The organism is Robertmurraya siralis, from assembly GCF_005502275.1.
GTDB classification, from domain to species: Bacteria; Bacillota; Bacilli; order Bacillales; family Cytobacillaceae; genus Robertmurraya; species Robertmurraya siralis.
The window spans coordinates 1-15,199 of the sequence record NZ_SWLZ01000007.1; the positions used below are offsets into that span (position 1 = coordinate 1).

Annotated in this window: 12 protein-coding genes and 1 riboswitch; all 12 genes read left to right on the forward strand. The window is 37.4% G+C overall.

Annotated elements, in window-relative coordinates:
- On the forward strand, positions 1-89 hold an 89-nt coding region (locus FCJ93_RS25880), incomplete at its 5' end, for an IS3 family transposase (RefSeq protein WP_170211189.1).
- A 212-nt stretch (positions 90-301) separates the two neighbouring features.
- Positions 302-985 (forward strand): ABC transporter ATP-binding protein, encoded by a 684-nt coding sequence (locus FCJ93_RS10695; RefSeq protein WP_095311410.1) that lies wholly within the window; start codon positions 302-304, stop codon positions 983-985.
- A complete protein-coding gene (locus FCJ93_RS10700; protein WP_095311408.1) occupies positions 978-3,521 on the forward strand; it encodes an ABC transporter permease in 2,544 nt (847 codons plus the stop codon). Before FCJ93_RS10695 ends, FCJ93_RS10700 begins: the two co-directional genes overlap by 8 nt.
- A gap of 82 nt (positions 3,522-3,603) precedes the next feature.
- Positions 3,604-4,284 (forward strand): response regulator transcription factor, encoded by a 681-nt coding sequence (locus FCJ93_RS10705; protein WP_095311406.1) that lies wholly within the window; start codon positions 3,604-3,606, stop codon positions 4,282-4,284.
- Between the two features lie 2 nt (positions 4,285-4,286).
- A complete protein-coding gene (locus FCJ93_RS10710) occupies positions 4,287-5,306 on the forward strand; it encodes a sensor histidine kinase (RefSeq protein WP_095311404.1) in 1,020 nt (339 codons plus the stop codon).
- A 214-nt stretch (positions 5,307-5,520) separates the two neighbouring features.
- Entirely contained in the window at positions 5,521-6,285 is a 765-nt protein-coding gene (locus tag FCJ93_RS10715; protein ID WP_095311401.1) for a MurR/RpiR family transcriptional regulator, read from the forward strand.
- A gap of 173 nt (positions 6,286-6,458) precedes the next feature.
- Complete coding sequence (gene malX, locus FCJ93_RS10720; protein WP_095311399.1) at positions 6,459-8,021, forward strand: maltose/glucose-specific PTS transporter subunit IIBC; 1,563 nt, start codon at positions 6,459-6,461, stop codon at positions 8,019-8,021.
- Between the two features lie 114 nt (positions 8,022-8,135).
- A complete protein-coding gene (locus FCJ93_RS10725; protein ID WP_095311397.1) occupies positions 8,136-9,326 on the forward strand; it encodes a MalY/PatB family protein in 1,191 nt (396 codons plus the stop codon).
- A 1,854-nt stretch (positions 9,327-11,180) separates the two neighbouring features.
- Positions 11,181-12,026, forward strand: a complete 846-nt coding sequence (locus tag FCJ93_RS10740) for a DUF72 domain-containing protein (protein WP_137743670.1) — start codon at positions 11,181-11,183, stop codon at positions 12,024-12,026.
- Between the two features lie 384 nt (positions 12,027-12,410).
- Positions 12,411-12,713, forward strand: a complete 303-nt coding sequence (locus FCJ93_RS10745; RefSeq protein ID WP_095311379.1) for a YunC family protein — start codon at positions 12,411-12,413, stop codon at positions 12,711-12,713.
- A 244-nt stretch (positions 12,714-12,957) separates the two neighbouring features.
- Positions 12,958-14,064 (forward strand): HD-GYP domain-containing protein, encoded by a 1,107-nt coding sequence (locus tag FCJ93_RS10750; RefSeq protein ID WP_095311376.1) that lies wholly within the window; start codon positions 12,958-12,960, stop codon positions 14,062-14,064.
- 52 nt (positions 14,065-14,116) lie between these two features.
- On the forward strand, positions 14,117-14,863 hold the full coding sequence (gene yunB, locus FCJ93_RS10755; protein ID WP_095311374.1) for a sporulation protein YunB: 747 nt from the start codon (positions 14,117-14,119) through the stop codon (positions 14,861-14,863).
- A 48-nt stretch (positions 14,864-14,911) separates the two neighbouring features.
- Positions 14,912-15,089: riboswitch (Lysine riboswitch) on the forward strand.
- Positions 15,090-15,199 lie beyond the last annotated feature (110 nt).

A 15,199-nucleotide genomic window follows, 5' to 3' on the forward strand; every position in this document is an offset into this window, starting at 1 on the left:
ATTACTACAATAATAAGCGTATAAAAGTAAAATTGGCTGGTTTAAGTCCAATACAATACCGAACTCAAACCAGCCAATCAGCTGCTTAATAAAAACTCTAACTTTGTGGGGTCACCACCAACCCCTTAGGTTTTTTTATCGTTTGTATGGCGATGATCAGTAAAGTATTTCTCTCCTTTTTCACTAATAAGTTATGTTCCTCAACTTCACGATAATGTAAGAATTTTCGTCACGAAATCGTAAGAAGTGATTGCTATACTTACTTTTAACAAGTGGTGATAGAAATTGGAGGAGAGTAGAAATGAGTATTTTAGCAACCAATAAGCTCAGAAAGATTTACGGAGAAGGAGATAGCGAAGTTCGGGCCCTTGATGGAGTTTCTATCAGCATAGACGAAGGGGAATTTGTGGCAATCATCGGAACGTCTGGAAGTGGGAAGTCGACATTATTAAATATGTTGGGCGGTCTTGATCGTCCTACTTCTGGTCATGTTATGTTCAGGAACAGGGACATTTATACAATGAAAGATGAGGAACTAACCATTTTTCGCCGACGTAACATTGGATTTGTCTTTCAAAATTATAATTTGGTTCCAATTCTCAATGTATATGAAAATATTGTTTTGCCTATCGAGCTTGATGGTGCGAACCCAGATAAACGCTTTATTAATGAAATTATCGAGACTCTAGGTCTTGAAAATAAGTTGACCGCAATGCCAAATAATCTTTCTGGAGGACAGCAACAAAGGGTGGCGATTGCAAGAGCTTTAGCAGCTAAACCGGCAATTATTCTTGCCGATGAGCCTACTGGTAATTTGGATAGTAAAACGAGTCTTGATGTATTATTGCTGATGCAAACGATAAGTCGGCGCTATCACCAAACGACAGTGATGATCACGCATGATGAAGAAATTGCCCAAATGGCAGAGCGAATGATTCGAATTGAAGACGGAAAAGTTGCCAAGGAGACGAAGGAGCATGCATAAAAATAATAATCAAACAGCAATTAAACGTCTTTCCAAACGCTCCATTCAAAAAAACCGAACAAGAAACATGTTTGCTGTTATGGCAATCATTTTAACTACTTATATGATTGCTACTGTATTTAGTATTGGCATAAGCTTTGCGAAGAATTATTCCACCATGACAATAAGAGCGGCTGGAACAACGGCTTCTATCTTTCTCGATCATCCTACAGAGGAACAATATTATAAAATTAAACAGCTTGACTATATAGAAGCGGCTGGAATTCAAGTGAAAGCTGGGACAATTGAGCAGTATAAAGAAGATAACGCAAATGTTGCGATTCCTATGATTTTCTATGATGAAAGTCAGTGGGAAAGTATGTATACTCCTGCCATTAGTCATATAAACGGAGACTATCCTGTTCGGAAAAATGAAATGATGTTATCTGTAGAAGCATTGAGCCTGCTCGGAATAGAGAATCCTAAATTGGATATGACAATTCCTCTTTCCTATGTTACCCAAAATGGTGAAATGTCAGAGAGTTTTCGACTTTCTGGCTGGTTTACAAATTACAAAGACTATGGAAATGGTGGAGTAGGGATAGCTCTTGTCTCTCAACAATATATAAAAAACAGCGGCTTTACGTTGGAGGAGAATGGGATCTTATCGATTTCAACAAAAATAGGAGCACAGAAGGAAGAGGCTTATTCAAAAATAGAAAAAGATATAGCGTTAAAACCTGGACAAGAGCTTTATAGAGCTTTTGATACAAGTGAAGAAAGCTCAAATATTACAATGACCGCAATAGCAGTAATATGTTCAATCTCCCTTTTTATTGTATTAAGTGGCTATTTGCTTATTTACAATGTGGTCTACATATCTGTTGCAAAGGATATTCGCTTTTATGGAATGTTAAAAGTTATTGGTGCTTCGCCAAAACAAATTAGAAAGGTTGTACGTAATCAAGTATACCGTCTATCATTTGTCGCCATTCCGTTAGGGTTAGCTTTAAGCTTTATAACTTCTTTTGGTGTTGTGCCAATGGCGATGAAAATATTTCAGGATGACAGCATGTACAGTGCGATGCCAAATGATCTTTCTTTTCATCCGATTATTTTTGTTGGAACAGCCTTGTTTGCTTTTTTCACAATCTTTCTTAGTTGTCGTAAACCTGCAAAAATGGCTGGAAGTGTTTCACCAATAGAGGCGTTGCGGTATACAGGTGTTGTGAGCAAGAAAAAAAATAGAAGTTCTACAAAAGGTAGCAAACTTCATCGCATGGCACTTCATAATGTTTTTCGAGTGAAGAAAAGGGCATTTCTTGTATTTGCCTCTTTAACACTGGGAATTCTCACTTTGCTTAGCGTAAACGGCTTTCTGGATAGTTTGAAAGTGGAAAACTATCTTGATACTTACTACCCTGATGACTTTGTCTATCAAAGTACAGCAGTGGATAAAGAGGTATTTGATGATCATTTTTTAGCAAAGCTATCCAAAATGGACGAGATTTCAGAGATGGAGATCATTACATCTGTACGTTCAGGTGTTGTGTATGATGATGTGCTGTTAACGCCCATTTTAAAAGGAGTATATTATCATGATCCGTATTTTAAGGGACAGGAACAATTTACATCATATAAAGAATTTCTCTCACATGTAGAAAGTCTTGAGGATTATGGAACGAGACTGATTGCCGTTGGTGACGATTATGTCGAATCTTATAACAAGACCCATCATCAGCAAATAGATTTAAGGGCATTCAAAAAAGGAGAAACGGTCATCATTAGCAATTCCATGAACTATGAAAATATGGAAAATATGATTGGAAAAAAAGTTGTTTTAAAAGAAAAGGATACGAACAAAGAAACTTCGGTTATGATTGGTGGAGTTTTTAATTCGAAAGAAAGTGAATACGAGCTCTATTCTTATAGGTTTGGTGAAATACCAGCTATCTATGTTAGTGAGACGTTTATGAATAAATTTACCAATAATGCCACAGCATTTTTTATAAAAATGAATGTTGATGATTCAAGAGAACCAGCTGTGAAAAACAGGTTAAAAAATATAAATACACAAGTTTCGTCTGGAGAATATGTATTTGAAGCTAAATCCGACGTGACAGCCGCTTTTGATTCAACGATAACGAGCATGAATATATTAGCAGATAGTATCTCGATACTTCTTATTTTCATTGGATTGTTAAACTTTGTTAATGTTATGGTAACAGGTGTGCATAGTCGACTTAAGGAATTGGCTGTATTGGAGAGTATTGGAATGACCAAGAAACAAGTTCATCGAATGCTTACTTACGAAGGCTTCTATTATGCGTTCATTACATTGATAATAATGATGACACTTGGGAATGCAGTGATTTATGCAATGTCTGTTGTCACTCCAAAAATTGCTGATTATGCTACTTTTGACTATCCTTTCATTCTGATGAGTACATTGATTGTAATCATTTTTATGATTTGTCTGCTAGTACCGAATATTATTTACAGGCTAATTGTAAAAGATAGCGTCACCGAAAGACTTCGTGAAACGGAAACTAACTAGCGAGAAACTTAGGATATATATAAATCGTCCTAATATGATAGAGAAGTCTTTCTCACTATACGATTTAAGGTAGGTGAAAATCATGGCAACGATTCTTCTATTAGAAGATGACAGGCTCTTAAACAGAGGAATTCAACTTGCATTAGAAAAGGACAAGCATGAAGTAGTTGTCGCTTATAATTTTTTTGAAGGGGTTGAAAATTACTCAAAACAACATTTTGACCTATTTTTATTAGATATATGTTTACCTGATGGCAATGGTTTAATGTTCTGTAAAAAAATCCGTGAAAACAGTAGCTGTCCTATTATTTTCTTAACAGCCAATGATACGGAGCGAGATATGTTAGAGGGGTTTCATGCTGGGTGTGATGATTATATGGCTAAACCATTTTCCATTGAGGTGCTCAGGCATAAAGTAAAGGCTATTCTCCGGTGCTTTCAAAACAATAACGAGGAACAGAAACGATTCCAATACAAGGATTTAGAGGTTAACTTTGAGCGTATGCTTGTCAAAAAAAATAAGGTAGAGTGTAAATTAACAGCAAAAGAGTATAAATTACTTGAATACATGATTATAAATAGAGGTAAGGTTCTAACTCGTTCTATGCTTTTAGAACGAGTTTGGGACGTTGATGGGGATTATATTGATGAGAATACGTTAAGTGTTCATATTCGTCGTTTGCGACAAAAACTGGAGGACGATGTGAAAAATCCTCGATATATTATTACTGTATTTGGTATTGGTTATACCTTCGGAGCGTAATGATGAAAAAAACAGAACAATTACGAAAAGGGATCTATCTAATTTCCATTGTCATTGCGTTGGCGATTCCGATTATTGCATGGTTAATCAATGAAAGAGCATCAATCATTTTTTTATGTGGGGTAGGAACCTTTACATTGTTTTTGGCATTAATATTTATGGATAACCTCTATAAATCTCATATAGACAGGATGCTCATTGACCTTTCAAATCTTATTGATAGAATGATTGACTTAGAAGAGCGGCAAGTTTTTTCAGATGTAGAAGATACCTTGCTTTCAAAGCTACAATATCAGGTGATCAAACTAAGCGGTATCTTAAGAGCGCAAAATAAGGCAATGAATCAGGAAAAAAACGAAATCAAATCCCTGATTTCGGATATTTCGCATCAAATAAAAACACCCGTTGCCTCTTTAAAAATGTTTAGTGATTTGTTGCAGGAGCCGAATTTAACAGCAGAGCAGCATCGAGAGTATTATCAAATGTATAGTCAATCACTTGAAAGACTTGCCTTTTTAGTAGATAACTTGATAAAAATGTCCCGCCTTGAAGGTGGAATTATTGAATTAAAGATGCAGATGGAAAGTGTAAATGATGTTATTCTTCAGGCGGTAAAACAAGTATATGAGAAAGCAAAGAAAAAAAATATTGATCTTTTATTTGAAGAGAATAAAGAAACGATGATTATTTTGGATAAAAAGTGGACCATTGAGGCCATTTTTAATGTATTGGATAACGCTGTGAAATATACTCATGCGGGAGGCAAGGTCGCTATTTCGGTGATGAGCTATGAATTTTTTGTTCGCATAGACATTTCTGATAATGGCATAGGCATTAGGGAGCAAGAACTAGCAAAAATTTTCAAGCGGTTTTATCGCGGGCAAAATACAGTTGATGTGGAAGGGATAGGAATTGGTCTTTATATTTCTCGGAAAATTATTACCGAACAAGGTGGTTATATAAAAGTACAATCTTGTAAAAATGGCAGTATTTTTTCGGTGTTCTTACCTCTAAATAGATAAGCATGTATAATGAAGAGATAGAATGTACATGCTTATCTCCAGTAATTATTATGCTTATATTTTTAAATTTGATCATGTCCAAAACGAATACTTTAATTTTTCTTACTCTTCATTTTATACAGATTGAAAGAGCAGTGGGAAAAGAGGTAATAAGTAATTTAAGAGTACTGTTAGTAGAGTGTATTTTGTAAAAATGTGAGAGTTGGTGAGGAATATGGAAGTTTTTTTAAAAAGATTATCCCAACATAGAGATAAATTAAGTCAATTAGAAAAACAGGTGATGGAATATATTTTGGAGAATCCTGAACGTATTGCTCATTCCAATTTAAAGGACTTATCCAGGGAATTATTTGTCTCTACTGCAACGATTAGCAGAACATGCAAGCAGCTCGGATATGATGGATTTCAAGATCTTAAATATACATTAAGTAAATATATGACTCGGGAGAGGGAAGAAGAAATGACTACTTCTCCTAATGGTTTATCCTCTCATATTCACCGAGTAAAAAAGGAATTGGAATTAACATTACAGCAAATTGATGAAAAACAGATGATGAAAGCAGCCCAGTATATAAAAGAAAGTAATTATGTAGAATTTTTTGGGGTGGGTGCGTCTCTGCCAGTTTGTGTTGATGCAGCAAGGAAGCTTACATTTTCAGGGAAAATATGCAATGCACGTGAGGATTGGGATGAACTTCGAAGTGTTGCTAATAGTATGGGAGAGAATGATTTAGCGATTTTGGTTTCGTATAGCGGAGAGACGTTACATATTTTAGAGTTTTCCAATATTTTAAAAGAAAGAAAGGTCAAAACAATTGCATTAGTAGGTAGAAAAAATAGTCGCTTAAAGGAGGAAGTGGACCTAACTTTCCATGCTTATATTACGAGCTGTTATGATGGAGAGCTCGATATGAGTTCAAGATTTCCATTGGCCGTCCTTTTAGATTTCATTATCCTTACCTATTTAAACAAGCTTTGATCAAGCTAACATTTTTTACTTTGTGATATGCACTCCTTTTCACTTAAGAAAAAGACTTAATGTAAGCGCTGTACAAAAAATGTATCGCCGTACAATCATCTTGAAAACGCTTGCTGTAGCCTGTAGCGGGAGTTATTCTAGCGATAGAGTATGGAGATAAAGGAGATGCAGATATGGGAAAGGACAGAAGTGTAAGGTCAAAGTTTTGGGAGTTTTTTCAGGGACTAGGCAAAACGTTCATGCTGCCTGTAGCATTGCTAGCTTTCATGGGGTTAATGCTAGGGATTGGCAGTTCGTTTACGAGTTCTTCAACCATTGAAACAATACCGTTTTTAGGAAATTCTGTTTTACAAACGATTTTTAGCTTTTTGTCGACAATCGGCGGATTTGCATTTACGTATTTACCCGTTTTATTTGCTATGGCTATCCCGTTAGGGCTTGTTCGTTATGAAAAAGGAGTTGCTGCTTTTTCTGGATTTGTCGGATTCGTTATTATGCATTTATCGATTAATTTTTATTTAACCGAAACAAATCAATTAGCAGAGGCAGATAAATTACGAGAAGCCGGTCAAGGAATGGTAATGGGCATTCAAACATTAGAAATGGGTGTTCTTGGCGGCATTATTGTCGGAATTATTGTTTATTTATTGCACAATCGTTTTTATGATATTCAATTGCCTAACTCATTTGCTTTCTTTGGCGGGGCTCGTTTTGTCCCCATTATTACAGCATTCACATTAGCGATAGTCGGAATCGTATTACCGATGATTTGGCCAATTTTCGCCATGGCTATCACTGGAATTGGAAATACGATTCAAAAGGCGGGCGTATTCGGGCCATTTTTGTTTGGTGCAGGGGAACGTTTACTACTTCCATTTGGGCTCCATCATATACTTGTTGCCATGATTCGCTTTACAGAGGCAGGGGGTACACAAATTGTTGATGGTCAAACGATTTCTGGAGCATTAAATATTTTTTATGCACAACTGCAAAGTGGTGCTCCTATTAGTCCATCAGCAACAGCATTTCTCTCTCAAGGAAAAATGCCAACCTTTATGTTCGGACTGCCAGCAGTTGCTCTAGCAATCTATCATACTGCACGTCCTGAAAACCGCAAAAAAATTAAAGGTTTATTAATCTCTGGTTTTATTGCTACATTTGTGACAGGGATTACGGAGCCAATTGAGTTTTTATTCTTATTTATTGCTCCAGTATTATATGGAATTCATGTCATCTTGACAGGACTAGGCTTTATGGTCATGGCTCTGCTTGGTGTTGTGATTGGCAATACAGATGGCGGTATTTTAGATTTCCTTATTTTTGGAGTGTTACAAGGAATGGATACGAAATGGTATCTTGTTCTAGTTGTTGGTGTGATTTGGTTTGCAATCTATTATATCGTTTTCCGCTATGCTATTTTGAAATTCAATTTAAAAACACCAGGTCGTGAGGAAATTGCTGAAGATGTGAGCACGAAAGAGGTAGCTTATAAGAAAAATGGAAAATATGACGTCGAGCGTATTTTAGCAGCCTTAGGAGGAAAAGAGAACCTCGATTCACTTGATAATTGTGTGACACGTTTACGTATAGTGGTTGATGATATGAACAAAGTCAATCAAGAAGAGTTAAAAAGCTGCGGCGCACTTGGAGTAGTGGTTCTTGATGAACACAATGTACAGGTCATTATTGGAACGCAAGTAGCAGCAGTGAAAACGGAGCTTGAAAAAATGATTTAAAAGAATAGCGGAAACGGTTTGTTTTGCATGTTAGAGAAGGAAAAATGAAAAGTCATAATTCCTCCTTTATAATAGCAAGCTTACCGTTAGAGCTAGAACAACGAGGTTAGAACAATGACATTTTCTTTTGATCAAGTGATAAATAGAGTAGGATCTTACTGTACACAATGGGATTACATCGAGGATAGGTTTGGAGAAAAAGATCTGTTGCCATTTTCTATCTCGGATACAGATTTTAAATGCCCGGAAAATATGCTTCAAGCGCTGCATAAGCGCTTGAAGCATGGGATTTTTGGCTATACTAGATGGAATCATGATGATTTTAAAGGGGCAATTGCGGCATGGTATAGCGAAAGATTTTTAACTGAAATCGAAAAAAAATGGATTGTTTACAGTCCGACAGTCATTTATACCATTTCTAAAATGATTGAATTGCTAACAGATGAAGGAGATTACGTTATCACGCAAACACCTGCATACGATGCCTTTTTCAAAGTAGTTAAAGATAATAAGCGAATTTTGTCTGCGAATAAATTAAAACAGCATAACGGCAAGTATGAGATTGATTTTGAGGACTTGGAAGAGAAACTATCGCATGCAAAAGCGAAAGTATTGCTTTTATGCAGCCCCCATAATCCAACAGGTCGTGTGTGGACAAAACAAGAATTAGAACTAGTAATGGCATTGTGCAAAAAGCATAAAGTATTTATAATTTCCGATGAAATTCATATGGATATTGTGCGCAAGCCTTATCACCATATCCCGATCCTGAATGGAGGACAGGACTTAGAAAACATCTGTATTTGTACATCGGCAAGCAAAACTTTTAATACTCCAGGATTAGGTGGTTCATATGCATTAATTCCTAATTTAAGGCTGAGGGAGAAATTTTTGCTAACTTTAAAAAATAAAGATGGTCTCTCTTCAGCAAGTACTTTAGGTGCTCTTGGAATCATGACTGGATACAATGAATGCGCCTCATGGGTGGATGAGTTAAATGGATATATTGAAGGAAACATGATCGTGATCAAAGAGTATTTAGAGGAATATTTACCGCAGGCATCTTTCCATATTCCTGAAGCAACCTACTTAGCATGGATTGACATGACGAATTTCTCATATACAAATGAAGAACTGCAAGAAGCTCTTGTGCATCATGGTAAAGTTGCTATTATGTCTGGTGAAACTTATGGGGAAGGTGGAAAGGGCTATTTGCGCATGAATGTTGGCTGTCCCCGTTCAAAAGTAATCGAAGGATTAAAGAGGTTGCGAAATACGATCGAGTATTTAGAAAGCAGAAGTTGAATGTTACGAGAGACGCCCACTGTAGAATAAATGCAAGAGCATCCATTAGGCTGCTCTTTTTTGTTGCGTTTAGAAATGGTCGATCTCGTTGCTGTCGCAAAACCGCTGCCTTCGCATATTTACGTCCGGCGCAGAAGTAGATTAAATATTTAATCCCGTTTGTACGGCAATGTGCATGCCAAAAAGCGCACGCAAAGGGACAGTTTAAATTGTGGAGAATCTCTCTCTGGGCTTTTCTGCTTCTGTGTTCATTTGAGTTCCATCGTCCTCAACAGCCTTATAATTCAGTGAGGAAGTCGGATAAATTTGAAAGCGAGCGCTAATCTGGTCGGGGACCGAAACGGAACTCAGGATCATTTTGCAATCTTATGGAGCGCTTTAGGTTGACAGGAGCTTATTATTTTGAAATAAAATGAGTGTATTGAATCCATTTCATAAAGCTCCCTATAAAGGGCTGCCATATCATGCTTCGTTTTTTTAATTCATTTTACTAAAATCGATTCACTCTAAAAAAGTGCTTATTATTTTGTGGGTAGTGAACTACTTAGATGTTTAGGTTTCTTATAGGTGGAATGGCCACGCAATCGCTCTTGACAAACACGCCAATGGTTTGTGTGTGGGGTAACAAGGGCAAAGGGGGCAAAAAGAAGGCATACCAAATAGCTCTTGGTTATTTCCATTTTAAACCATTGGCAAGCTCAGTTTGTCAAGAGTTCGCTCCGCCGATTGCTGAACAGCTCAAAAACTCAAGGGCTCTGCTAAACAAAAAGTGAGGCAAACCTCTGTTGGATAATCCATTGTTGAGCGAACTCAATGAGTTTTGTCCATCGGGCTGGGTATGGTTGGCAAGGCTGATAACTCTGGATGAACAACAGGTACTTTCCCTTCTAGGGATGCATGAGGACAAAGAAAGCCAAAAATAAACAAAGTGTTTCCTCATAAAGGGTTCATGGGGACAAGGAAAGCTGAAAAAAAGCAAAGCGTGTCCTCATAGAGGTTCATGGGGACAAAGAACGCTGAAAAAAAGCAAACCTTGTCCTCATTCGGTGATCAAAATATTAGAAGGGAATTTATTTTTACCCCTGACGGCGCCAAAGTAATTGTGATTTAGCATTTGATGAGAGAAGCTATGGTCAAAATGGGAATATTCCAGTTAAAAGCTTGAGGGTCTTTTTAAAACTGTTTTTTCTCCTTTGAGGACAGGGCATTTAACTTCCTTTGAATAGTAAGAACAGGCATTATTTTAAATATGTGAAAATCTTCTCGTTCCTTGATCTTATCAAGCCTTTTGGCACAGTTAAAATAGCCACTTTAGAAAAACAGTTCTTATCCCTGAAAAGACAGGCACACCTTACATTGAAATTGTCCTTTGGCTCCATTATTGGCATAAAGAAAGTCCGATGGAGCACCACACTGGGGCAGACCATGGATTTTGAGACCCTTATTTCTGTATTTCTATGTCTTCGAACTGGTTTCAATGGTTTGCTCCGCGAGAAGTCAAGTTTTTCGGGGACGACAATGACGGGAAGTTCGTCTACCTGAAGCTTTCGAAAAGGTTTATTTACGGGAGTTTCTACAGATTTATCGAACATACTCTTCCCCACAAGAAGGGTAAGCAATGTTCGAATGCTTTGTTCTTGATAGTTTATAAAAGTTAATAGATAGGTTATAATTTGAGGGTACAACTTGTCACTTCCTATTTTAGGGATTTTGGTGTCGTGTGGTAACCTCATCAAACCTTAGAATTCAGAAGATGGCAATTTTTTTTGTTTACAAAGCCCTCTAACTAGGTCATTTATAACCTATTTCTTATAAAAGTTTTGATAATACGATTTTTTGGAGGGAGGTGGAAAAATGATCTATGTTGGACTAACTGGCTGGGGAGACCATGATAGCCTTTATGAGCTTGAAGCATCGAAGAAAAATAAATTGGCCATCTATGCTTCATATTTTCCAACAGTGGAAGTAGATTCAAGTTTTTATGCGGTTCAGCCACTAAAAAATGCTCAAAAATGGGTGGAGGAGACTCCGGCGAGTTTTCAATTTATCGTCAAGGCGTATCAAGGAATGACGGGGCACCAGCGGGGGGAAATTCCTTTCGACAGTAAAAAGGAGATGTTTCAATCTTTTAAAGATTCTCTTACTCCTTATATAGAGGCCGGCAAGCTTGCTATGGTATTGTTTCAATTTCCTCCTTGGTTTGACTGTAAAAAAGAGAACGTGCAATACTTGAGATGGTGCAGGCAAGAAATGGGTGATATTCCGTCTGCGTTAGAATTCAGACATCAATCTTGGTTTTGGCCGGCTTATTATGAGCGCACACTTCAATTCATGGAACAAGAGCAATGGATCCATAGCATTTGTGATGAACCACAAGCTGGTGAGGGCTCAATACCGATCGTTTTAAAAACGACAAGAAAAGATAAGGTACTTGTCAGATTTCATGGTAGAAATATACATGGCTGGCAGAAGCGAACAGATGTCAATTGGAGAGAGGTTCGCTATTTGTATCGTTATAATGAAGAGGAATTGCGGGAATGGGTTAATCGCTTAAAGATGCTGCAAAATGAATGTCGAAACGTATATGTTGTTTTCAATAATAACTCTGGGGGAGATGCTGCAGATAATGGCAAAGAGTTGATTGAGTTAATGAAAATTGAATATGAAAATCTTGCACCAAGACAGTTAGATTTATTTTAACATTACTCTGGGAGTTATCGATTGATTTATTATCAATAGGGCAAGTACCAGGTACGATCGGCTCTTTTGGCGGGTTAGGCGGCGGGGGAGTGAGCATCGTCCCAGCATTGTTAGTTTTTTTAGTACATATACAGACTATTTCTCTTTAATTATATGTGGGCATATCAATTGGCAATATGCGCTTCTTTAATTCCTGATAGTTGGTTCGGACCATTATGAATTTGAATGGCCAGCAAAACGGTTGTACATATTCTTAGATTCATCTTAAATTTAATCGGCTTCCCGTTAATCTATCAAGGATTTACAGAAAACGGGAGCCTAATATTTTACACGCTTTTCCTACTCCTTGCATAGATTATGAAAGAGAGGAAGGGAGCGTTGAAAATGATTGATTTATCACCGATTAAAATTGGAGATCATACATTTTTAAGCGTGTCTGTTGTTCTACCTAAAACCAATTTGCTTGTTGTAACGAGTGATAAAGGCTATATTATGTGCGGTGCATTGGACGTTGCGTTATTAAATGAAAAGCTTAAGGATAGGAAAGTAATCGCTGGTCGTGCGGTCGGAGTGAAAACGATCGAGCAGCTACTAGAAGCGCCGCTTGAATCGGTTACTTATGAAGCGGAAGCACTAGGCATTCGCAAAGGTATGAGCGGAAAAGATGCATTATTAAAAATGGTGTAATGATTTTTTTAAAACCCATGATTAAGGACGCCATATCAAAATGTCAGCGGTTGGCAGAGAGTACTAGCATCCGATTGTCAACAGATAAAAACCATCCGTTCATGAGCAGGATGGTTTTTACCATTTCTCACACATTTTGACAAATTACGTGAAAAAACAGTGCTATAGTCTGATGAGCGACTATAAATGAAAGGATATGGTAGAATAAAGGCAAACAAAAAAAGTACCAGAAATGGAGTTTGACATGAGATATGTAGCAACAACGTCTGTGGAACCTGGGGCCATCCTTGCGCGATCCATATATAATGACAAAGGGCAAATTCTATTAAGCGAAGGTGTTCAGTTGCAAGAAAGCCTGATCCAGCGGTTATTAGATATCGGGATTCCATATATTTATGTAAAAGATGCACAGACAGGTGATATTGATTATAAAGACGTTATTCCAAGAGAGTTAAAAACAAAAGCAATTTCGTCCATTCAAGAAACATTTCAGCAAATAAGAGCAGTAAAAACTTTACCTGGTTCAGTTGTGATTGAAAAAGCTTCACAAATCTTGACAGGTATTATTCGTGAATTATATGCCCAAATTGAGAATGATGAAAACCTATTGTCACTGTTATCTGATGTCTACACTTATGATGATTATATTTTTACCCACTCCTTTAATGTAACATTATATTCCTTAGCTATTGGGAAGGAGCTCGGTTTATCAACGAAAGACCTTGAAGTTCTTGGGTTGGGAGCAATTTTACACGATGTTGGAAAAATGAAAATACCAACAGAGGTTTTGTTTAAGCCAGGAAAGTTAACAGCGGAGGAATTTAAACAAATTAAGAAGCACGCCGAAGATGGCTTTGATATGTTGCGCAATGTTAAAACCGTCTCATTATTAGTCGCCCACTGTGCTTATCAGCACCACGAAAGACTAAATGGCTCCGGCTATCCCCGTGGAATAAAAGCCGATGAAATTCATCTTTATGCTAAGATTATTGCAGTGGCAGATGTGTTTGATGCCGTTACATCCGATCGTATTTATCGAGGGGCGATGCTTCCACATAATGGATTGGAGATTCTATTTGCTGGAGCTGGCACCCTTTTTGATGAAGAAATCGTGAAGGCATTTCGCCGTTCTATTGCCATTTATCCAGTCGGACTAACGGTAACACTAAGTGATGGTTGCATAGGGGTTGTAGCGAAACAGAACGCCCATGTTAGTGATCGTCCAATTATAAGAATCATTGAAGAACAGGGAAGAAGCGTTTCACCTTATGAAATCAATCTGGAAGATGAGCTCTCGTTAGTCATTACAGGCTGTGATACAACATTTCATGTAAAAGATTCAGCAAATTGAGATAGTCCTTCTTTTTACAGCATACATATAGCTTGTAAAGGGGGGATTTTTTTTGGCTAAGTTTCGCGGTCGGCTACCCCGAAGAGGTCCGTTGCCGTTCAAATATGTGCTCCTTCTAACGGTTGTTTTTTTTACTATTTCAACAGTAGCGGGGCTGTGGATCATTAATAAAGGATTGAAGCCAACGCTTATGTCTTATGCAGAATCGCAAACAAGGCAGATTGCTTCACTGATTATTAATGAAGCGTTGTTGGAAAGATCCGTTGTCGATATTAATGATGTTATTACAAAAGACACGGAGACGTCTCTTACGAATTTTGATACGGCGAAAATTTATTCGATGTTACGAGATACGACTCGCTTAATTTTGAATAATATTAAAAAAGCGGAGGAAGGAGATTTAGAAGAGCTGCAGAGGATTTCAGAATTTGAATTTGAACAAGTTGAAACGAGTAATGGCAAAGGTATTGTTTACTACGTACCATTAGGGCAAGCGACAAATAATGCTCTGTTAGGGAATTTGGGTCCACGAATCCCTATCCAATTTACGGCAATTGGTGATATGGAATCCAATATTGAAACAGAATTTAAGGAAGTCGGAATCAATAATGTTTATATTGAAGTGATTATAAGGTTGAAGGTTAATGTTCAAGTCATCATCCCGTTTGCTACCGAAGTGGCAACATTAGAACAACGGATTCCGATTGCGTTAGGAATTTTAGAAGGAGACGTACCGCTGTATTATAATAATGGTGGGCAAGGTGCTCTTCCTTCCATAGAATTACCAGTAGACGAGTAAGGGATGGAATGTTATATTAGAAACATAATTTCATAGACCTTATCATTTCGGTGGGGTAGAGGTGCATAATTTAAGAGTAGGCTATGTGAGGATGACAACATTGAGCATAGGTGAAAGGAGATTGTGCCGAAGTAATATGACGTGTCACCGTTTTATTACTGGGGTTACTTTGAATAAGGGTAACACTGTCATTATGGGATATCCATAATGGGGAGCTACAGGTCGGATGGAGAAACGAATTACTACAGCAAAGAGTAATGATAGAGTTTTTCTATCATTACTCTTTTTTTGTTATAGGATGAACCATCTGGGTCAATTCCACGGAGCTGGAATTAA